We start from the raw sequence: 20,441 nt of genomic DNA on the forward strand, positions 1-20,441 counted from the left end.
AAAAATTGATGAATAGTGATTTGACTTGAAATTAGACAATGATAAAGGGAGGGCTCAACATGAGTAAGTCAAAATGGTGGAAACAACCAAGAACGGTATTGCTGATTATTTCAGGGATCACAACAGTCTTTACATTAATCTCAGAACTTTTCCTAGGTTTACCGGAAATATGGGCTGTTGCATTGTATGGTGTTGCAATTATTATTGGGGGTATTTACCCAGCCAAGAGTGCATGGATGGACTTGAGAAGGAGAAAACTTTCCATAAATACTCTGCTTATTGTCGGAGTTATCGGGGCCATCTATCTGGGATTGTGGGAAGAAGCCGCAGGTCTTGTGGTCATCTTCTCCTTAGGTGAAGTGTTGGACGCTTATGCAGTAAATAAAGCCAGGGATTCCGTCCGAGCGCTTGTGGAACTGGCACCCCGGGAAGCAACCGTTTTACGGGAAGGCCGCGAAGTTCGCATACTAGCCGATGAAGTCGAGATTGGCGATCGGGTTCTGATCCGACCAGGGGAGAAAATACCAGTAGATGGGGTTGTTGTAAGCGGTACGTCTACAGCGGATCAATCGACAATCACAGGAGAATCCATTCCGGTTGCAAAAATATCAGGCGATGAAGTATATGCTTCCACAATGAATGGCCGCGGTGCTTTGGAAATTGAAGTGACGAAATTGGCGCAGGATACCACCTTGTCAAAAATCATTGAATTAGTGGCAAATGCACAAGGAGATAAAGGAAAAGCACAACGTTTCAGTGAACGCTTTGGTGAAGTCTACACGCCGATCATGTTCGTGATCGCCGTTTTAATGGTTGTTATACCAACCCTTTTCTTTGGCCAACCGTTTGACACGTGGCTATATAGAGCGTTAATCGTATTGGTTGTTTCATGCTCCTGTTCTCTAGTGCTTTCAGTTCCAGTAGCTGTCGTAACTGGTGTAGGAAATGCGGCGCGAAACGGGGTTATGGTAAAAGGCGGCAGCTATATGGAAACGGCCAGTCACATCCAAGTGGTCGCATTTGATAAAACGGGTACATTAACCGTCGGAAAGCCTTCGGTAACGGATATTGTATCTGTCTCCGATTTATCAAAAGAAAAACTGCTGGGAATTGCCGGTGCGCTTGAAAAACTTTCTGAACACCCTTTGGCTGAGGCAATTCTTCAAGAAGCTTCAAAAAGAAACATAAATCTTCCAGGTGTTGAAGAGTTCGACACATTAACCGGACGGGGAGCTAAAGGCAGCATAAATAGAACCACATACTATATCGGCAGTCCCCGGTTGTTCAGCGAATTGAATGTAAAACTGAATCAAGATCAATTAAAACAAATTGAAACACTTCAAGGACAAGGAAAGACCGTCACGCTTTTGGGAACTGCTGATCTTGTACTTGGATTAATCGCGATAGCGGATCGACCGAAAGAAAACGCAAAACAAGCGATTCAACGTCTGAAAACTACCGGTGTAAAACGAATCGTCATGCTTACGGGCGATAACCGGCTTACTGGTGAAGCCATTGGCCGGGAACTTGGCGTGGATGAGGTACGGGCAGAATTACTGCCGGAAGATAAAATTACAGCGATTAAAGAACTGCAAAAGAAGTACGGTCTTGTTGCGATGGTGGGTGACGGTGTAAACGATGCGCCTGCACTGGCTCAGGCCGATGTGGGGATCGCGATGGGAGTCCAAGGGACAGACGTTGCTTTGGAAACGGCTGATATCGCATTGATGCAGGATAATTTGGATCAACTGGTTTATCTGATCAAACTTAGCCGTAAGACCGTTGCGAAAATACATCAAAATATCGGGTTTTCATTAGCTCTTGTAGCCCTCCTTATTGTTACAGCCTTGACCGGAGTGATGAGCCTGACTACAGGTTTGCTTCTTAGCGAAGGAAGCGCCTTGGTTGTTATTGCAAATGCGATGGTTCTCCGGAAGTATCAGATGAATAAAGCCAATGCCATAGGTAACGAGTGATGAAATTTTTTATCATTGGTGAGGATTTACCTATGGATTGGCATTCTAATCAAAAATAATTGATTAGCATACAAGGAGAGTTGATGATGGGCATAACAGAAGGCATTAAAAGCATTCATAAACAATTAGACACAATACGAAAGATCCCTAAATGTGTAGGATGTGAATGTGTACTTGACGTGATGACAGCCGTTGAGCAAGATCTAGAAGATATAGATAAACCGATTGCAAAAGAAGTTCAACTGGATTTAAAACAGTGGGTTGACGAAGGGAACAAAGTTAGACATAACTGTCTTGGGTGTGAAGTTTGTTTCCCAATTAAGCCGTACAATCATTTTAGTTCATTGATTAATGGATCGAATGAAATTGAAATCAATGGAGCTGCATGTGGCTGTAATGACAATGCATGCGGAAGTCAACCCCAAGTAAACAGTACTGCGTGTGGGTGTGATGACGATTCGTGCGAAGGTGAACCACAAGTAAATAATACAGCATGTGGTTGTGATGAAAATAAATCGAAGAATACGCACCCCTCAAATTGCAGCTGTGAACTTAAAACCGAAGTTCAGAAACAATCCGTTTGTGGAACAGTGGATCCCAACGATAGCAATGTGGCCTCCCCCTCGACCCAGCAGGAACAAAAATGGCCAATAGCAGAAGGAAATTATCTAGTCGGAAATGATACATCTTTTGTTGCAATATGTACTTTAGCCGATACAGATCTCCCGTCCGAAATACAAGGTTCCGGATTACTAAATCATATATCTATTGTTGGTACCTTATCGACAGAAAATCTAGGAATAGAACGCTTGATTCGAAATGTTACCGCGAATCCCAATATTTCACACTTAATACTATGTGGGCGCGACTCTCGTGGTCATCAAGCAGGGCAAGCCATTTTGTCATTAAAAGAAAATGGGATAGACGATAAGTATCGGATTATAGGCGCAGTTGGACCTCGCCCGGTGCTCAAGAATATTACCTTGAAAGAGATCGAAATTTTTCGCCAACGAGTGAAAATCGTTGATGAAATTGGAACACGAGATGTCGAACGATTGCATCAGGTAGTTCGTGCTTATGAGGGCAAGCCAAATGGGGACCCAGTAATGCTTCTTCCGATAATTCAAGAACCCAAAATAGTGAAAGCAGAACGTCTTAAAAATGATGAGTGGGTTCATGACCCAGAGGGATTTTTCCTAGTTATTCTTGATCGAAATAAGAAATCAATTAGGTGTGAACATTACATCCTGGATGGGACTCTGAATGAAGTTATTGAAGGAAAACTAGCCAGTGATATTGCAAATACAGCAATCAAGCGCGGTTTGCTTTCTCGTTTGGATCACGCAGCATATCTGGGGAAAGAATTGGCGAAAGCTGAAACAGCTCTTGCCTACGATATGCCTTATACGCAAGATTTACCGTTATCAAAAAGTAAAGCCCTCAATCAAACGGTTGTTTCCTAGATGAATAGAACGATTATTCAATTAGTTTAAAATCTGTTATACGAGAAACGATTAGTATTTAAAGAGCTAACTTACTAGATGTAGAAGGTGACACAATGGAGATTCTAAACCTCCCCCACTTCAATATCAAACAATTTGCTGAAAATGAACATGACTTTCTGATCCAGGTGGAGACAGCCTCTCCACCTTCTTTTTGTCCACATTGTGGATGCGTGGCAAATCTGTATAAGCATGATAACAGAGACCATCTTTGTATGGATCTGCCTATTCATGGAAAACGTGTAGGGCTTCTTGTAAAGCGTCAGCGATATAAATGCCGTGAATGTAATCAAACTTTTTGGGAACGATTAGAACACACCATAGACGAGAAGCGAAACTGCACCAAACGGTTATTGTCTTACGTCGAGAAGCAAAGTCTTAAACGCACGTTTGTCAGTATTTCAGAAGATGTCGGGCTGAACGAAAAGACGATACGGAACATCTTTCGTGATTACATCAATCGCCTGGAAGAGACGCTTCGATTTGAAACACCTAATTGGCTTGGAATAGACGAAATTCACATTATCAAGCCAAGATGCGTTTTAACCAACATCGAGGAACGTACCTTGTTAGACGTTCTACCCAATCGCAATAAGGAAACGGTTGTAAGCTACCTCTCACGCCTTCCAAACAGAGGACGAATACAATACGTCACAATGGATATGTGGCGACCGTATAAGGACGCTGTGAAAGCTGTACTGCCCAAGGCGACTATCATCGTCGATAAGTTTCACGTTGTCCGTATGGCGAATCAAGCCTTAGAATCCATCCGCAAACAGCTTAGAGAAGGCTTATCACCGAAGGAACGGCGCGGGCTTATGCACGACCGCTTTATCCTCTTGAAACGCCATAAAGAGCTTACGGAAATGGATAAGATAACGCTTGACCTATGGACGAAGAATCACCCCTCTCTCGGTATTGCTTATGACTTGAAGGAATCATTTTTCGATATTTGGGATACCGACAGCAGACAGAAAGCGTACCTCAGATACCACGATTGGAAAGCCAAGATACCAAAGGAACTGCAATCCGCTTTTGAGCCTCTTACAAAGGCTATGGCGAATTGGGAAGAAGAGATATTCAACTACTTCGACCATCGCATTACAAACGCCTATACGGAGTCTCTGAACAGCCTTATACGTGTCACAAACCGTTTAGGAAGGGGCTACTCCTTCGAAGCTTTACGAGCCAAAATACTCTTTACAGAAGGACTTCAAAAGGAACGTAAACCCAAGTATCAGAAACGTTTGGATGACTACGAACTTCGAGACTACAACTATCCGATGTTCGAGAAAATGTTCCCCGTTGGCGTTGTTCGTGAACGTGAGCGTGGCGAGCTTCTTGGTGTCGACATTTCCACCTTAATTGAGAAATTGGAGAAGGGCGAACTATAAGCCCTTTTCCACTATTAAATCCGAATACCCTATCTTTTTAGCTCGATCCTAGCCATTGTTATGTTTTTGCCGTTCTACTGGAGCCTGCTGACCGCCATCAAGCCGAATGAGGAGATCTTCACGATCCCGATCCAGTGGATCCCGACGACGATCACCTTCGACCACTTTGTCACGGCGTTTACGACCGTGCCGTTCGGGCTGTATTTCTGGAACTCCTTTGTCCTCGCTTCGCTGGGGGTTGCATTCAACCTGTTCTTCGGCTCCCTGAGCGGCTATGCGTTCGCCAAGCTGAAGTTCCGGCTCAATCAGCCGCTGTTCCGCATCCTGCTGGCGGCGATGATGATCCCCGGCATCGTTACGATGATCCCGAGCGTGTACGTGCTGCAGCATTTTCCGCTGCTTGGCGGCAACAATCTGCTGGGCGAGGGTGGCTTCGGCCTGATGAACACGATCTGGGGCGTCATCCTGCCGGGAGCGTCGGGCTCATTTGCCGTATTCTTCATGAGGCAGTTCTTCATCTCTCTGCCGAGCGACATGCTGGAGATGGCGCGGATCGAGGGGGCAGGCGAGTTCCGCATCTTCTGGCGGATCTATCTGCCGCTGACGGCGCCGGCCCTGGCGACACTGGGCATCTTCACTTTCCAGGCGGGGTGGAACAGCTTCCTGTGGCCGATGATCGTCCTGAACGATCCGGATAAGCATACGATCCAGATGGGGCTGCAGGCGTTCTCTTACAACTATCAGACCGACTTCGGCCCGATGATGGCCGGAGCGCTGGTGGCGATCGCGCCGATCCTGCTGCTGTTCCTGATGCTGCAGCGTTATTTTGTCCAAGGTATAGCATTTAGCGGCGTCAAGGGATAGCCGGCACACACCGTGGGAAGGAGACACGACGATGAATGAAGCAACACACGAGACTCTCGCAGTCACTTGGCAGAGCAGGGCGGATGAGGCCCAGCAGGTGCTCGAGCGCGAATACTGGAACCCGTCGATCCGCATGTACAACATCCAGACGCCATGTCCGGGCGGAGATTGCAACACGATCTTCCACTACTGGTGGATGGCGCATGCCGTCGAAGCGCTGACGGATGGACTGGAGCGAACGGGCGAACAGTACTACAAGGACAGGCTGAGTCAGCTCTACGAGGGACTGCTGGCGCGCAACGGCGGGGCCTGGCCGAACAAGCTGTACGACGATATGGAATGGATGGCGATCGGCTGGCTGCGTGCCTACCGGGCGACCGGCGAGGAGCGCTACAAGGCGGCGGCGCTGCTGCTCTGGGACGATATCCAGACGGGCTGGAACGACCATATGGGAGGCGGCATCGCCTGGCAGAAGACGCAGCTGGACTATAAGAATACGCCGGCCAACGCGCCTGCGGCGATCCTGGCGGCGCGCTTGTACGACGCCTTCGGCGACCCGGAGGATCTGGCCTGGGCCAAGAAGATCTATCACTGGCTGCGTGAGGCGCTGGTCGATCCGCAGACCGGCTTCGTCTGGGACGGCATGAACCGGCTGCAGGACGGCGGGATCGACAAGGATTGGAAATTCACCTACTGCCAGGGCGTCTACATCGGCGCTGCGGTGGAGCTGTACCGTCTGACCGGCGATCTGCAGTACAAGGCGGATGCCGAGCGGACGTGGCAGGCGGCGATCGCCGAGATCGCCCGGCCCGATGACGGGCTGTTCCCGCCGGAGGGGACGGGGGACGGCGGCTTGTTCAAGGGCATCTTCGCCCGGTACGCCGGCCAGCTGGCGCTGCTGCCTGACGCCGAGACGGATGCCGCCGAGGTGCTGTTCGCCAATGCCCGGACGCTGTGGGAGCAGGGCCGCGGCGGCGCTGCGCTGTTCGGCGGCGCCTGGGACGAGCGGCCGGCAGGCGATATCGAGCTCAGCACGCAGCTCAGCGGTGTCATCCTGCTGGAGACGGCGGCTCTGCTGGAGAGGAGGTGAGGGGCGGTGCGGAACGCTGGCCGGAGCGGGCGGAGTGGCTGCAGGAACGATTGTATGCCAACTATCGCGACGAGCGCAGCGGCATCCTGGCGCAGTGGCATCCGGCAGAGGCTGCGGTGCCAGGCGAGAATTTCTACTATTGGTGGCAGGCGCATGTGATCGACGTCTGGATGGACGGCTATGAGCGGTCGCAGGACCGCAAGTACCTGGACCGTATCCATTCCCTGGCGCAGAACCTGCACCGGATCAATGGCGATACCTTCCTGCACAATTATTACGATGACATGGAATGGCTCGCCCTGGCCCTGCTGCGGGTCTATGACGCCACCGGCGACGCCCTGTACCGCGAGCGGGTGAGCACGCTGTGGACCGACATCCGCACAGCCTGGAACAGCCATATGGGCGGCGGCATGGCGTGGAAGAAGGATCAGCTGGACTACAAGAATACGCCAGCCAATGCGCCTGCGGCGATCCTGGCTGCCCGTCTGCATCGACGGTTCGGCGATCCCGAGGATCTCGCCTGGGCCCGCCGTATCTACGCCTGGAACCGGGAGCATCTGGTCGATCCGCAGACCGGCTTCGTCTGGGACGGCATCAATCGTCTGGGAGACGGCCAGATCGACAAGGACTGGACGTTTACGTATTGTCAGGGCGTCATGATCGGCGCGGGACTGGAGCTCTATACGTGTACGGAAGAAGCGAGATATCTCGCGGAGGCCCGCCAGACGGCGACAGCGGCGCGAGCGCGTTACGTCCATCCGCAGACGGGGATGCTGCCGGATGAAGGGATCGACGATACCGGCTTGTTCAAAGGCATCCTGGTCAGGTATGTGACCCGCATGCTGCAAACGGAAGAAGCGTCCGAGTGGCGGCAGATCCTGCTGCGCAACGGCGAGACACTCTGGTCTTCGGGATTGGATCCCGAGACGGGCATCGTCGGTCCTTCCTGGGAGAAGCGTCCGGCCGGTCCCGTCCAGCTCAGCGTGCAGCTGAGCGGCATCATGCTGCTCGAAGCGCTCGCCTGCATCACCACACATCATGAGAAGGACACAAGCCAAGGATAACTATCTTTTGGAGAGAGGTGTATTCATGATTGTCTGGAGAAAACGATTGACCCTGGCAGTTGCTTGTCTGCTTGTCCTGTCTCTGCTCGGCCCGCACGGCAGCCGCAAGGCCGAGGCCTTCACAGCGGCCAACGCTCAGGATGCGATGGCGGCATTTATCGATGTCTTCTACGATCCTGTGGCCAAATACTTCTATACCAATAGCGATCACCTGATCCACCCGGAGCATGCGCACGGCCCGGACGGCGGCCTCTATACCGACTTCTGGTGGGGGGCACAACTGTGGGAGACGGTGATGGACGCCTACGAGCGGACAGGCGATCCGGCCTACCGGACGTTGATCGATGACGTCTACGAGGGGTTCAATGCCAAATATCCGGATATGATGGTTAATGAATTCAACGACGATCTGGGCTGGTGGGCGCTCGCCAGTCTGCGGGCCTATGAGCTGACCGGGACGGCGGAATACCGCAACCGCGGCTCGTTTCTGTTCGACAGAATCTATGAGGAGTGGGATACCGACCATTACGACGGCGGCATCTGGTGGCGGCGCGATGCTCATGATCCCAGCGTCTCCTCCAACGCCCAGAAAAATGTCGCTACCAACGCCCCGATGGTCATGACTGCTGTGAAGCTGTATCAGGCGACCGGCGACAACGCCTACCTGACGAAGGCGACGCAGATCTACAACTGGGTGAAGACCAAGCTCGTCTCCGGCAGCAAGATCAATGATCACCTGGAAGGACCCGGGGCGGGGACGGTCATCGACTGGGACTTCACGTACAACTACGGCAACTATCTGGGGGCGGCCGTATCTCTCTACGAAGTGACTGGCAACAGCGCCTACATCACGGAAGCCAACACGGCGGCGACGTATGCGATCAACAACCTGGTCTCGGCGCAGACGCTCATGTACGAAGGCGAAAATGACGCCGCCGGCTTCAAAATGATCTTCGCACGCAACCTGAACCGGCTGCGGGTGATCGGCGGCCAGTCGCAGTACCTGAACTTCCTGCAGCAAAACGCTACCCAGGCGTGGAACCACCGCCGCGCCAGCGACAACATCATCGGCAGCGACTGGCTCCGGCCGACAGGACCAAGCTATGTCCAGAGTCTGGCTGCAGCCGCTGGCGCCTCGATCCTGCAGCTGACACCGCCGGACAACTACACCGGCTATATCGCCGGCAACGGCGCCTATGAGGCGGAGAATGCCCGCCGTACGCTGGTGGGCGGCGGCGGCATGATCAATGAAAGCACACAGGGAGGCTATACGGGCCGCGGTTACGTCGCCGGATGGAATACAAACGGCACATCGCTGGATTTCTATGTGAACCAGAATACGGCCGGCACCCGCACCATCACGTTCCGGTATGCCGCCGGAGCGGGCAATGCATCGCGGTATGTTCGTGTCAACGGGGTCTATGTGGCGAATAACCTGAGCTTCAGCGGCACCTCCGGCTGGGGCAGCTGGAACACGGTTACCCTCGCGGTGCCGCTCAACGCCGGCTCCAACACGATCCAGCTGGGCTATGACAGCGCCAGAGGCAACGGCAACTTCTTGAACGTCGATATTTTGAGCGGGTTGTAGCCTGCAGATGCAAACAGCACACCCTTCCTTAGCGGAGGGTGTGCTTGGTTGTGAGGGAGATGATCAGTGTTCCAGACGGAACTGGAGTACGACCTCATCGAGTTCCCTGGCGAGCTGAGCAAGCAGCTGCGAAGAAGCTGTCATCTCTTCCGTGGATGCCAGTTGCTGCTCTGTGGAGGCTGCGACGTTCTGGACGAGCTCTGAGGTCTGGGCGGCGATGTCGCCCATAGTAGCCACCGAGGCGGCGACTTCCTCCGAGCTGGCTGCCATCTGTTGGGCGGCAGAGGCGGCATCCTGTATCTTGGCTGCCAGCTGCCTGGCCGATCGGTCGATCCGGTCGAAGGCTTCCTTCGCATCCGAGACGGCCAGCTGCCCTTCGCGCACCTCATGCATCCCTGCTTGCATGCCCGATGCGGCCAGCTTCGTATCCTGCTGGATCCCCGCGATAAAGCTGGATATCTCTTCTACTGCCAATGCAGTCTGTCCGGCCAGCTTTTGCACCTCTCCCGCTACAACGGCGAAGCCTTTGCCGTGTTCCCCTGCACGAGCGGCTTCGATCGCGGCGTTAAGCGATAACAGGTTGGTCTGGGCGGCGATATCCCGGATGATCCCGGACACCTGTTCGATGTTGACGGAATGGGTCTGGAGCAGCTTGATCCGTTCATTCGTTTCGCTAAATGTCCGATTAATGCTGTCGATTCTGGTGGATACGCTTGTAATGGATGCCGCACCGGATTCAGCCTGGCGGGATGTCTCTGCCGAGATGTCCGAGGACTCGAGCGTCGTCTCGGCGATCTGATTGATCCCCGAAGCCATCTCATCCATAGCTCGTCTGCACTCGCTGGAGCTGGATGCCTGCTGCTCCGAGCCGGAGGCCACTTCCTGGATGGAGCTGGCGCTGTGCCTGGATGCCTCGGCATTTTGCTCTACTATAGCCTGCTGCTGTTGGGAAGAAGAGGACAGCGTCCCGGACGCAGACTTGATCCGGAGCAGACTGGCCCGCAGGTTGCCGGACATCGTGTTGAGAGAACCTATCATGGCGCCGATCTCATCCCGATTGCGGACGTGCAGGTCGGCGCCGCTGACGTCCCCGTCCGCGATCTCGCGGAGTCGGCGGGAAGCGGCCTCGATCGGCAACGAAATGCTGCGGGTGACTGAGAATCCGATAATAAGCAGCAATATAAAGGCCCCGGCTAATACGAAAATGGATTGCTGCATGCTCTGGCGGTATACGCTTTCCGCACGCGCCTCTGCCGCCTGGGCGCCTTCGTGGTTGAATACGACCAGGGACTCTACGCCCGCTTGCACTTCCGCATAGGTCGACGCCGTAGCCTCGGCATTCCCGTCAGTGCCGCCCATTGAGCTGAGGAATAGCATCCAATTGTTGTTCAGATTGGTATACAGCGCCTCGTCCTCTGCATTGGCCAGGGAAGTGCTGTAGTCTTCCAATCCGGAGCTGATCCCGCTCACAGTTGTCTCGATCTCCTGGTTTAACTCTTCCAGGACAGCGGGATCGGTCTCCAAAAGGGTCTGATAGTACACGGACAACATATGCTCGAGATTGTACTGGACCCCTTGTATAGCGTCTATTCCCCACATCCATTTGTCTGTAATCTCCGTGGTCATCTTCGTCAAATCATTCATCTTCTGCAGGTTGTTCCAGCTGATCAAGCCGATGACGATCAGGATCAGTCCGAAAGTGCCCATCAGCTTTCCGCGTACGCTCAACTTCATCTGTCATGCCCCCCCTATTGATATTCATGATAGTAATGGGGGTACACCAGATTCACGGGTATCCCCGAGGACAGCATAACAGACAACCATTAGAAAACTATAAGATCTGCTGACGAATATATGTAGATGGACCCGACTCTCGTCTGCAGTGTCGAATCGCTCCACAGCTGCATTCACGGTCTAGCGTTTGCGTACTCTTTCAAAATGGAAGTGAACGTCGTGAAATCGACCAAATGGTTGTCAAGAATTGCTTTCAGGATCTCTAGACGTACGGCTTGATAGTCATGGACAGCAATGTTGCGAAAACCGACCATGGCTTTCAAACGACGGGATAAGTCCTCTGCAATGATGTTATTCCTGTACAAAAGGTCAAAAGCATCACGACTGGATTGGGGGATGCCAGTCTGCAATTCTGCTACAGTATGCATAGCCAGGTCAATACTGGCTTCACAGCATCTTTGGAGATTCAAAATGATAGAGTCTTGCTTGGTGAAGTTGTGCAGATTGTCCTCATTATTGGCGTATTCCTCATCGATTCGGGCAAGACATCGGTGAATGACGTCAGTTTTGTTCAGCAGAATGTCGAGGTTCACGTTTCTTTCCTCCCCAAGCGATTACGAATAATTTCCGATCGTTCTTCGTTAAGCATGGCATATTCTTTTAGAGCACGCATATATCGCTCTTGTCTAACCTTAGGAAAGCCGTCGTAGAGCAGCAGACCGCTCTCGATGACTTGAATCTGCAGAATTGGACTGACTTCCTCGAAATCAATCAGATCTACTTCGCGCCGCACCACGTCTGCAATCTTTGCAGCAATACGGAATCGCTCATACGCATCGGGTTTTTGTTCGTTGGGAATGTAAGCCAAATCCAAATCACTGTCTTCGCGATGCGTGCCCTTGGCGAGAGAACCAAACACAATAATCGAAGCTGGAGCTAAAGCCTCGACTAGCGTTTTTAGGACAGCTCTGCATTGCAACGCAGTGAGTCCCGGGAGGGGGGGAATACTGAATTGATCACCGTTAGACTCCATTATCTGAACTCCCTTCCACCAACAACCATGCGGCATACGACTTGTGGCGTATGAGCATCCCTTTATATCGCCAGTATGTGACATGCTCCCACCACTTCTAAAGTGGTGGGAGCATGTCACTCCACGTAATGCGCACGTTTACGTTACCTAAGGTTATCATATCAGCACCTCGATGGAATTTCAATTCAGGAACGATCATATGGAGTGCGACGTCCAGCATGCCAAAAGGTCACTCAGACCTATGGCTTCTCCATTGGAAGAAGAAGTATGCTGATTAGAGCGGAAGATGATTTTAAACATAATGAGGTGGTTTGTTTGGATCAACAGCAGAGTAAAGGGGAAAGGAGACAGTATGATGGAAGAGCAGCTCGATCAAGAAAGGCGCCGTGTCCTTCGTCAGCATGCTAGTTTTCTATTTAATGTTATGCTGTTGCTTGCCATAGGCAGCTCCATGGCGCTGCTGCTAATGCGTATCTTCTACTGGAAGCTGGTGGACTGGATGACGCCGTTATTTGCCCCTTTTGTCAACTTGGCGGTAATCGCGGTGTTCTTGGGCTCAAGTGTAGCCGCGCTAGTATATCTGATCCTCCCCGGATCCCGCAAGCGTCGTCAGAAGCTCGCTCCGTTAGGAGTGCAGGCCGTGGCCGGCGTGCTCGCGCTGGTGGTCCCGTTCACAGCGATATCCTTGCAGCTGGATCACCGATCCCATCGTGCGGAGCGGGAAGCGGTCGTCCAGATGATCGCGGAGGGACAGCTCCAGCCCAATGTCGACTATAATCCATCGCTGATCCGCTTGCCGGAGGGATACCGTCATCTCTCGAGCGGCGGCGGCGAGATCGTCGCCCATCAGATCGGCGACAACTTGCAGGTGTTTTTTTTCACCTACCGCGGTATGATCGACAATATGGCCGGCTTCGTCTACTCGGCTGACGGCAGCCCGCCCGACGAAGAGCGCTTCGGCGTGACGCAATTGCTGGAACTGAAACCATTTGGACCGCGATGGTATTGGCTCAGTGCGTCGTAAGACCATCCCGTGAAATGAGGAGGAGCACTATGGAGAGTTATCGGAGTAAGGCAACTGGCGACGATCGGCGGATGACGGCTTCGGGAGAGCTGGGCCATCGGCCGGCAATGGCCGGCAGCACCGTCCTGCCAAGCGGTGTGACCGACCTGGTCCGCCAGCTGCAGTCGCGGAAGCGACATGGCGCATCCAGCCGTTCTGGTTCTGGAACGGGGATCTGGAAGAGACGGAGATCGTTCGTCAGATAGAGGAGATGGCAGAGCAGGGCGTAGGCGGCTTCTTCGTCTGCGCCCGTCAGGGCATGCATGTGCCGTATCTGTCCGACGCCTGGTTCGCCAAGGTGCGGGTGGCGGCAGAGGCGGCCCGGGAGCGCGGCCTGGATGTCTGGCTCTACGATGAATATCCGTATCCGAGCGGGATCGCCGGCGGCGCAGTGACACTCGAGCATCCGGATGCCAAGCAGCGCATGCTGGTGCACCGTGTGATCCCGGCTGCGGGAGGGGTGACCTGCACCCAGGAGCTGCCGTGGGGCCGGATCCTGAGCGCCCGCGCTGTGCCACGGAGGGCCAGTGGCGTTCCGGCGGGAGCGGGCCGTCGACGTGCGACGGTATATCGGCAACGACCAGGTGCAGCCGGTGTTCCAGAAGACCGGGCTGACCTCGTACAATCAGAAGCGCTTCTTCACCTATCAGACGGTGCAGAAGCTGCAGTGGACGCCGCCGCCGGGCGACTGGGAGGTTCACGTCTTCCTGGAGGAGGAGATCGACGACTTCAAATATTACGGTACCTTCGTCGACCCTTGCCACAAGGAGGCGATGGCGACGTTCATCCGCCTGACGCATCAGCGCTATGCCGATGAGCTGGGCGAGTATTTCGGCCATCCGATCAAAGGCATATTCACGGATGAGATCGCTCCGCTCGGCAAGCTGCCGTGGTCGCCGCGTCTGCCGGAGGCATTCTGGACGCGCAACGGCTACCGGATCGAGGATCACCTGCAGGCGCTGACTCGCACGGACGGAGAGCCGTTGTCTATAGGCGAGGGAGCGGGGCTGGCGGCGGAGAGCGGACAAGCTGCCGGAGACGGATGGAGAGCCGCTTCCCGGTTCCCGGGTGCGCTATGATTATTTTCGTACGCTGCATGAACTGCTGCAGGAGTCGTACCACCAGCCGGTGAGCGCCTGGTGCGAGGCGCACGGCCTCGCATATGTCACCGAGGTGCCGGCGATGCGGATGGCAACCCAGGCCCACAGCCATGTACCGGGAGGCGACAGCGCGCATGAGAAGATCGGCCGCCCGCTGGAGTGGATCCTGGACAAGTATACGGCGGATCTGCGCGCCAATCCGAAGATGGTCAGCTCGGTCGCGGCACAATACGGGCGCGAACGGGCCTTGATCGAGTGCTTCCATAGCGTCGGCTGGTCGATGACGCTGCAGGATGCCAGATGGATGATCGACCGGATGGCGGCGCTGGGGATCAATTTTTACAACTTCCATGCCTTCTTCTACACCTTGGACGGGATGACCCAGCATGACGCGCCGCCGTCGCAGTTTGATCAGAATCCGTACTGGCAGCATTTCCGGCAGCTCGGGGACTATACCGGCCGCATCAGCAAGCTGATGGGCACAGGGCGGGCGATCCGCCGTATCGCTATCCTGGATCCGGTGACGACGCTGTGGACGATGCTGGCCAATCCGCTGCACAAATACGACTACAGCGGCACTGACGAGGCGGGCGAGGCCCGCCTGGCCGCTTACAAACGATACTGGATCGAGCTGTGCAAGACACTCATCCAGACGCGCCGGGACTACGATCACCTCGACCCGCTGATCCTGGCGGAGCAAGGGGGCGTGGAGGACGGGAAGCTGCTGGTCGGTCAAGCCGCTTACGAGCTGGTCCTCCTGCCGCCGCTGGCTAACCTGGAGTCCCGGGCCTGGGATGTGCTGAGCCGCTTCATCGCTGCCGGCGGGCAGGTGATCGCGCTGGGCATGCTGCCGCACGAGCCGATCGAGGGAGACGACCGGGTGGCGCAGGAGCTGCGCGCGGCCTTTGGACTAACACCTGATGAGGGGACGGCGGCGGCATTCTGGGATATGGGGCGCCAGGAGTATCCCGACCGGGACGATGCGGAGCAGAAGCAGGCAAGCGGGCAGCATGGGGATACGGCTGCTGCAGGTGCGGAAGAGTCAGGCTTGAGCAGGCAGCAGTACGGCGCGGTCGCCGCTGGGTCAGGGCTGGGTTCAGGCGGCTCGTCCGCTTCGGCTGCGCAGCCTGGGCTTCACTTTGTGCCGAGCGGGGCAGAGCTGAGCGAGGAGGTTCGCCAGACCCTGCTGCAGTTGCTCGATGAGGGGTTGCCGGAGCCGGTGCGGCTGCAATCCACGGCGCGCAGTCTGCTCGTGCAGCAGCGGGAGCTCGCGGAGGATGTGCGAGCGGTCTTTGCATCCCACCAGGAAGACGGTGAGGTGCGGGCTGAGCTGGTCATGGACGGCACGGTTGCAAGTGCGACCGGCACGCTTGTCGCGTATGCGCTGAGTCTGGAGAACGGCGAATTGACGGAGCTGCAGCTGGAGCAGCGCGCTGACGGCAGCGGGGCGTTCTCGCTGCAGCTGACCTTTGCCCCGTACCAGTCGCAGCTCATCCTGATCGCGCCGGGAGAAGCCGGAGCGGACATACGGGGATGGGCTGGCGGGCCGCGGGCGGAGCTGGTCCTGCCTGCACCCGGGACATGGGAGTTCATGGCGAAGCGGGACAACGCGATTCGCTTCGACTCCTTCGCCATCACCTTGAGTACGCCGGAAGGAGACGCTCTGCCAGGGGGAGCTTTCCGGGCGGAAGCCAAGACCATCATCGACCAGCTGGGCGATGCCGTGGCGGCTGGCGTGACGCTGCCGCTGGGCTTTGAGCAGCCCTTCGGTACGCCGGTGCGCACGGCGATCGCTTATCCGCTGCGAGCGGTCTACGAAGCGGTATTCGAGGTGGACCGACTGCCGGAGCGCTGCGAGCTGCTGATGGACCGCGGGGCGATCGGCGGCGCATGGCGCATCCTGCTGAACGGTCATGCGCTGACTGCAGCAGATTTTGCTCCTGTCCGGTTCTATGACAACAGCAACCAGAGCTGTGACGTCAGCGGGATGCTGGTCCAAGGCGAGAACCGCCTGGCGGTAGAGGTGGACGTCTCCAGCGACTGGGAAGGGGTCACGGATGCGCTATACCTGACCGGCCCGTTCGGAGTGGCCTTCGCAGCCCCTCACCGCCCGGTCATGACAGCGCTGCCGGAGCGGGCCGAGCTGCAGGCAGGTCCATATCCGGGGCTGCCGTATTATGCCGGGGAGCTCGTCTTCCGCCGCACGTTCGACCTGGCGGAGGAGGAGTTGCCGCAGAGCGAGCGGTTCCGGCTAACCTTCGCCGATCTCGATCCTGCCTTCCACGACTGTGCCGGAGTTGCCCTCAACGGTCATGCCCTCGGCGTGCGGGCATGGACGCCTTACATATGGGAGGGTAGCTGCGGTATGCTGCGGGAGGGCGCCAATACGGTGGAAGTAACCTTGACGAATACGCTGGTCGGCCTGCTGGAGGGCCGCTACTTTGACAAGGCGGCGCATGCGCTGCATCCGGTGTATGAGCACCCGCTGTTCCGGCCGCAGCTTGGAGCGGTGCAGGGATCGGGAGAGCCATCTGGATAGTAAAACCTTCGATTAATGTGCTAATCTTTCTACTCTTATAGTGGCGATAGAGTCAGTCAACCCGGGTACTTGCATGAATGTGATAGGCTGGGGGTATCCCATGAAGAGAGGAAGTTGTTGGCGTTGAAGATTAATCATCTTAACCTTACGGGGACTGACGTGCATGCGGCATCGGCTTTTCTGCAAACCTATTTCGGACTAAAGCCCGGTGGAAGCCGGGGCAATGGATTTGCAGCATTGTTCGATGATGACGGTATGGTGCTGACGCTGATGAAGGGGAGCTCCGTGCAGTACCCTGGTACGTTCCATATTGGCTTCATCCAGGAAAGCGAAACGAGGGTCAATGAGTTGAACGAACGTTTAAAAGCAGACGGTTACGACGTGGAGCCGCCCCAGCGGTCCCACGGCTGGACGTTCTATGTCACAGCGCCAGGCGGATTTACGGTAGAAGTGCTGGCCTGACGGCCTGGGAAAGCTCTTCCTCCCAAACCAAGCAAGCCCAGGCCCTAAGAGGAGGTCTGGGCTTGCTGTCATTTGTGGGAGCTCTTCTTGAACAGCCATAATTACACGCTGTAAAATACTCATAAAGAAGGAGGGGGACCTGATGATCGCAAGCCTATTGCAAGCTTCCCGTCGCACGGTGATTTTCACCGGGGCAGGGATGAGCACAGAGAGCGGAGTCCCGGACTTCCGTTCTAATCAAGGACTGTGGTGGGGGAAAGACCCTATGGCTCTTGCCAGTATCGAAGCGATGCGCGACAACCCGCAGGCCTTCGTCGAGTTCTATCGGGGGCGGATCGAGGCGCTCCAGTCGGTAACCCCGCACAGGGGGTACGGGATCCTGACCGATTGGGGCCGGCAAGGGCGGGTACAATCCGTGATCACGCAGAACACCGACGGCCTGCATGAGCAAGCCGGCAATCCCGGAGTAATCCCCATCCACGGGACGATCCGGTCGCTGCACTGCGTAGCGTGCCGGCAAGTCTATCCGGAACAGCGCTATCTCACCGGTCAGGCCGAATGCGATTGCGGCGGCTTCATCCGTCCGTCTGTCGTCTTGTTCGGCGAGATGCTGGATGACCGCGCGATGAGGGCAGCCGAGTCGGCCGCACGGCAAGCCGAGCTCTTCATCGTCCTGGGCTCGTCGCTCGTCGTCTCGCCGGCGAACTGGCTGCCGAGACTGGCCAAGGAGCACGACGCCCATCTGGTCATCGTCAATCAGGAGCCCACGCCGCTGGACAGGCTGGCAGATCACGTCATCCACGGCCGCAAGATCGGCGAGGTGCTCCAGGAAGCCGCAGATGAGCTGGGAGCCAGACGCTAAGCGGTCGTTGGGTCGTATTCGCATTTACCGCAACTTACCAAATTTATCCTAAAAAACGATTCTGGAAGCAAGTCGTTAGGCTGCCGACGGAAACTTATCCCAACCTTCTTTCGTCTAAGGTAAGGGCAGGAGGTGCTTTTTTGAAGTCATACACTTTCATAATATTTATTGCCATGTTGCTGATCATTGGCTGCGGCGGAACTGGCGAATTCGAATACGAATCTGAATCTGAAGCCAATGAGAAATTTTTTGGTATCCAGGGAACCGTGGTCAAAATTGAAGGTGAAGGTGTTCTGGTCACCTCCACAGACAGGCTGATTTCTGAAGAAGATGAGAGCAATACGAGATATGATGCGGCCTGGTTGTCCGGCATCCGTGATCAGGTTGAGATCGGTCAGCGGATTGAGGTGGCTTTTGATGGAGGGGTCAACCTGAGCTATCCTGTTCAAGCTATGGGCACATCGGTGCGGCTGCTGGAGGACGAGGCGCCAAAGGGAGCAGAATTGACCCGTGCACAAGCTGTGCGGAAGGTGCTGGAGATGCCTGACGTTGCCCAGATGCGAGTGCCTTCGGTGCTCGAGGTAATTTATAACGAGGAAGATCGCAATTGGTCAGTGCAGTTGGTAGACAATACGGCTATAGGGTATACCGTGCTGACCGTTAATATCGAGGATCGGACATTGTGATAAAGATGATACGGCGCAAGCAGAGGCCGCAGCCATGAACGATAAGCTGCAGCCCTGCAACGCTTCTGCTATTCCTGCGGTTCCTCGTAGTCGTCCATGAACCATAATGGATCTTTGCAGTCGGGATCGCCGTTGTAATTGATCAGCACTTCCTCGCCTGCTTGGATGTCCCGGTAGGCAAAGAAATCAAAGGTATGCTTCTCAAAACTGATATCATAGGTGGCGTTGGGCTCATAAGAGTGGTTGAACAAACTGCCATAACCTAGTAGAATGGCGGTGTGGTTACTGCCGTACTGGTAGACATAGTCAGCAAGGATCGTCTGTTCGATATGGACGTCGTCCTCGGTCGGGTAGGCGATCACGGGCGCTTCATGGATCAACTGGCCGGCGGGGATATCGCAGGTGGCGAATACTCCGCGGTTGAATTCCCCTTTGCTGAGAGGGGAGAGACGTACTTCTAGCATAGTTCACCTGGTTTCTTGAGAGATTGGTAAGGCTATTTGATGCCATTCTAACGGAGATGCGCCCAAACAGCAACTTTCTGACACAGGCTAACGTTTACAATTACAGGCAATGAAAGGAGTGCTGCACGTGGCAAATACAGAAGCTGAAGAACGCGAACCGGACAAACCGTCCTGGTCCTGGCGCCGCCGGCTGGTCTGGGGCATCGCAGGGCTGGCTGTCTTCGCAGCGGTGATCGTCGGCGGCAGTTACTGGTATGTGAGTACGCTAAGCCCGGAGGAAGTCATCGCACGGGTGGACAAGTCACCTGAGATAGCTGAGGCGGAGGATGAAGAAGAGCTCCCGCCGGAGGAAGATGATGAACCTGAGACCGCAGACCATCTCGCCCCCGGCGGCGATGGCGTGCCGACTGATGGCGTGCCTCCAGATCCCGACCCGGCGACGCTGACCGACCAGGAGACCTCCACCGATAACAAGGGACCTGCAGCAGCCGAACAGGCCGCTGAACCGTCCGCACCTGCGCAGCAGGAGCCGGCCAAGACCGAGCCGCCGGCCCCGCCGGACTCAGGAAGCTCCAAGCCGCCGACCCCGCCGGAACCGCCGGCGCAGCCGGACCATGCGGCAGCCAAAGCGGGCATCGATGCCAAATATGACGGCCAGCTGCAAGCGCTGCAAAGCTCTTGTACGGCCAAGACGCAAGCCTTGGTGGGACAGATCGTCGGCGAGCTTAAGGGGGACAGCAATCTGCAATCGATCCAGAGCAACTATCTGGGCCAAGTAGCGTCGGCCGAAGCCGGCTGCGACAGCCAGTTCCAGTCCATCCTGAGCCAAGCCCAAGCGGATTATCAGCAGGCGGGCATCCCCGCATCCCAGATGCCAGGCTGGCAGAGCGCTTACGAGTCGGCCAAGGCGGCTGCGCGCGCATCGGCGCTGAGCTCGATCCTGAACGCTGTCTCCGAGTGAGCCGGGAGAGATGGGGAAGCATCGGCCTGACAAAAAATGGTTGGGCCGGGCGTTGCTGC

The 20,441-nt window shown here is 55.4% G+C and carries 19 protein-coding genes; 15 read left to right on the forward strand and 4 right to left on the reverse strand.

Translation table 11 applies throughout. The features are described 5' to 3' along the window. Positions 1 to 59 precede the first annotated feature (59 nt). From ABC336_RS18025 to ABC336_RS18055, 7 genes are all read left to right on the forward strand, one after another. Positions 60 to 1,976, forward strand: a complete 1,917-nt coding sequence (locus tag ABC336_RS18025) for a heavy metal translocating P-type ATPase (RefSeq protein ID WP_413239956.1) — start codon at positions 60 to 62, stop codon at positions 1,974 to 1,976. Between the two features lie 83 nt (positions 1,977 to 2,059). Beyond that, positions 2,060 to 3,439 (forward strand): DUF4346 domain-containing protein, encoded by a 1,380-nt coding sequence (locus ABC336_RS18030; protein WP_082707470.1) that lies wholly within the window; start codon positions 2,060 to 2,062, stop codon positions 3,437 to 3,439. A 95-nt stretch (positions 3,440 to 3,534) separates the two neighbouring features. Beyond that, positions 3,535 to 4,872 carry an ISL3 family transposase gene (locus tag ABC336_RS18035; protein WP_029594550.1) on the forward strand — a complete coding sequence of 446 codons (1,338 nt, stop codon included), beginning with the start codon at positions 3,535 to 3,537 and terminating at the stop codon, positions 4,870 to 4,872. 18 nt (positions 4,873 to 4,890) lie between these two features. Beyond that, complete coding sequence (locus ABC336_RS18040; protein ID WP_413242551.1) at positions 4,891 to 5,736, forward strand: carbohydrate ABC transporter permease; 846 nt, start codon at positions 4,891 to 4,893, stop codon at positions 5,734 to 5,736. Between the two features lie 31 nt (positions 5,737 to 5,767). Continuing rightward, positions 5,768 to 6,826, forward strand: coding sequence for a glycoside hydrolase family 76 protein (locus tag ABC336_RS18045; RefSeq protein WP_413239957.1), 1,059 nt, complete (start codon positions 5,768 to 5,770; stop codon positions 6,824 to 6,826). Further along, positions 6,823 to 7,890 (forward strand): glycoside hydrolase family 76 protein, encoded by a 1,068-nt coding sequence (locus tag ABC336_RS18050; RefSeq protein ID WP_413239958.1) that lies wholly within the window; start codon positions 6,823 to 6,825, stop codon positions 7,888 to 7,890. Before ABC336_RS18045 ends, ABC336_RS18050 begins: the two co-directional genes overlap by 4 nt. Positions 7,891 to 7,915: 25 nt before the next feature. Then, a complete protein-coding gene (locus ABC336_RS18055; RefSeq protein WP_413239959.1) occupies positions 7,916 to 9,478 on the forward strand; it encodes a glycoside hydrolase family 76 protein in 1,563 nt (520 codons plus the stop codon). 63 nt (positions 9,479 to 9,541) lie between these two features. Here ABC336_RS18055 and ABC336_RS18060 read toward each other — a convergent pair whose 3' ends face one another. The 3 genes from ABC336_RS18060 to mntA all read right to left on the reverse strand — a co-directional run bounded on the left by ABC336_RS18060 (position 9,542) and on the right by mntA (position 12,245). Continuing rightward, on the reverse strand, positions 9,542 to 11,212 hold the full coding sequence (locus ABC336_RS18060; protein WP_413239960.1) for a methyl-accepting chemotaxis protein: 1,671 nt from the start codon (positions 11,210 to 11,212) through the stop codon (positions 9,542 to 9,544). Between the two features lie 173 nt (positions 11,213 to 11,385). Next, positions 11,386 to 11,805: a type VII toxin-antitoxin system HepT family RNase toxin gene (gene hepT / locus ABC336_RS18065; RefSeq protein WP_413239961.1), complete on the reverse strand. Its 420-nt coding sequence runs from the start codon at positions 11,803 to 11,805 to the stop codon at positions 11,386 to 11,388. Continuing rightward, on the reverse strand, positions 11,802 to 12,245 hold the full coding sequence (gene mntA / locus ABC336_RS18070; protein WP_413239962.1) for a type VII toxin-antitoxin system MntA family adenylyltransferase antitoxin: 444 nt from the start codon (positions 12,243 to 12,245) through the stop codon (positions 11,802 to 11,804). Before mntA ends, hepT begins: the two co-directional genes overlap by 4 nt. A gap of 352 nt (positions 12,246 to 12,597) precedes the next feature. Here mntA and ABC336_RS18075 point away from each other — a divergent pair, with 352 nt between their 5' ends. From ABC336_RS18075 to ABC336_RS18105, 7 genes are all read left to right on the forward strand, one after another. Further along, entirely contained in the window at positions 12,598 to 13,269 is a 672-nt protein-coding gene (locus tag ABC336_RS18075) for a hypothetical protein (protein ID WP_413239963.1), read from the forward strand. A 29-nt stretch (positions 13,270 to 13,298) separates the two neighbouring features. After that, on the forward strand, positions 13,299 to 13,514 hold the full coding sequence (locus ABC336_RS18080) for a hypothetical protein (RefSeq protein WP_413239964.1): 216 nt from the start codon (positions 13,299 to 13,301) through the stop codon (positions 13,512 to 13,514). Between the two features lie 321 nt (positions 13,515 to 13,835). Further along, positions 13,836 to 14,387, forward strand: coding sequence for a hypothetical protein (locus tag ABC336_RS18085; protein ID WP_413239965.1), 552 nt, complete (start codon positions 13,836 to 13,838; stop codon positions 14,385 to 14,387). Then, positions 14,377 to 16,947, forward strand: a complete 2,571-nt coding sequence (locus tag ABC336_RS18090; RefSeq protein ID WP_413239966.1) for a glycosyl hydrolase family 2 protein — start codon at positions 14,377 to 14,379, stop codon at positions 16,945 to 16,947. Before ABC336_RS18085 ends, ABC336_RS18090 begins: the two co-directional genes overlap by 11 nt. Before the next feature lie 123 nt (positions 16,948 to 17,070). Continuing rightward, positions 17,071 to 17,409: a VOC family protein gene (locus ABC336_RS18095; protein WP_413239967.1), complete on the forward strand. Its 339-nt coding sequence runs from the start codon at positions 17,071 to 17,073 to the stop codon at positions 17,407 to 17,409. 142 nt (positions 17,410 to 17,551) lie between these two features. Next, positions 17,552 to 18,271 carry an NAD-dependent deacylase gene (locus tag ABC336_RS18100; protein ID WP_413239968.1) on the forward strand — a complete coding sequence of 240 codons (720 nt, stop codon included), beginning with the start codon at positions 17,552 to 17,554 and terminating at the stop codon, positions 18,269 to 18,271. A gap of 140 nt (positions 18,272 to 18,411) precedes the next feature. Next, positions 18,412 to 18,957: a DUF3221 domain-containing protein gene (locus tag ABC336_RS18105; RefSeq protein WP_413239969.1), complete on the forward strand. Its 546-nt coding sequence runs from the start codon at positions 18,412 to 18,414 to the stop codon at positions 18,955 to 18,957. A 68-nt stretch (positions 18,958 to 19,025) separates the two neighbouring features. Here the strand turns inward: ABC336_RS18105 and ABC336_RS18110 are convergent, their stop codons facing one another. Next, positions 19,026 to 19,421 carry an SET domain-containing protein gene (locus ABC336_RS18110; RefSeq protein WP_413239970.1) on the reverse strand — a complete coding sequence of 132 codons (396 nt, stop codon included), beginning with the start codon at positions 19,419 to 19,421 and terminating at the stop codon, positions 19,026 to 19,028. Positions 19,422 to 19,548: 127 nt separating this feature from the next. Between ABC336_RS18110 and ABC336_RS18115 the strand changes: the two genes are divergently transcribed. Then, positions 19,549 to 20,382, forward strand: a complete 834-nt coding sequence (locus ABC336_RS18115) for a hypothetical protein (protein WP_413239971.1) — start codon at positions 19,549 to 19,551, stop codon at positions 20,380 to 20,382. Positions 20,383 to 20,441: the final 59 nt, after the last annotated feature.

The organism is Paenibacillus jepli (assembly GCF_047238105.1).
Classification (GTDB): Bacteria; Bacillota; Bacilli; order Paenibacillales; family Paenibacillaceae; genus Paenibacillus_D.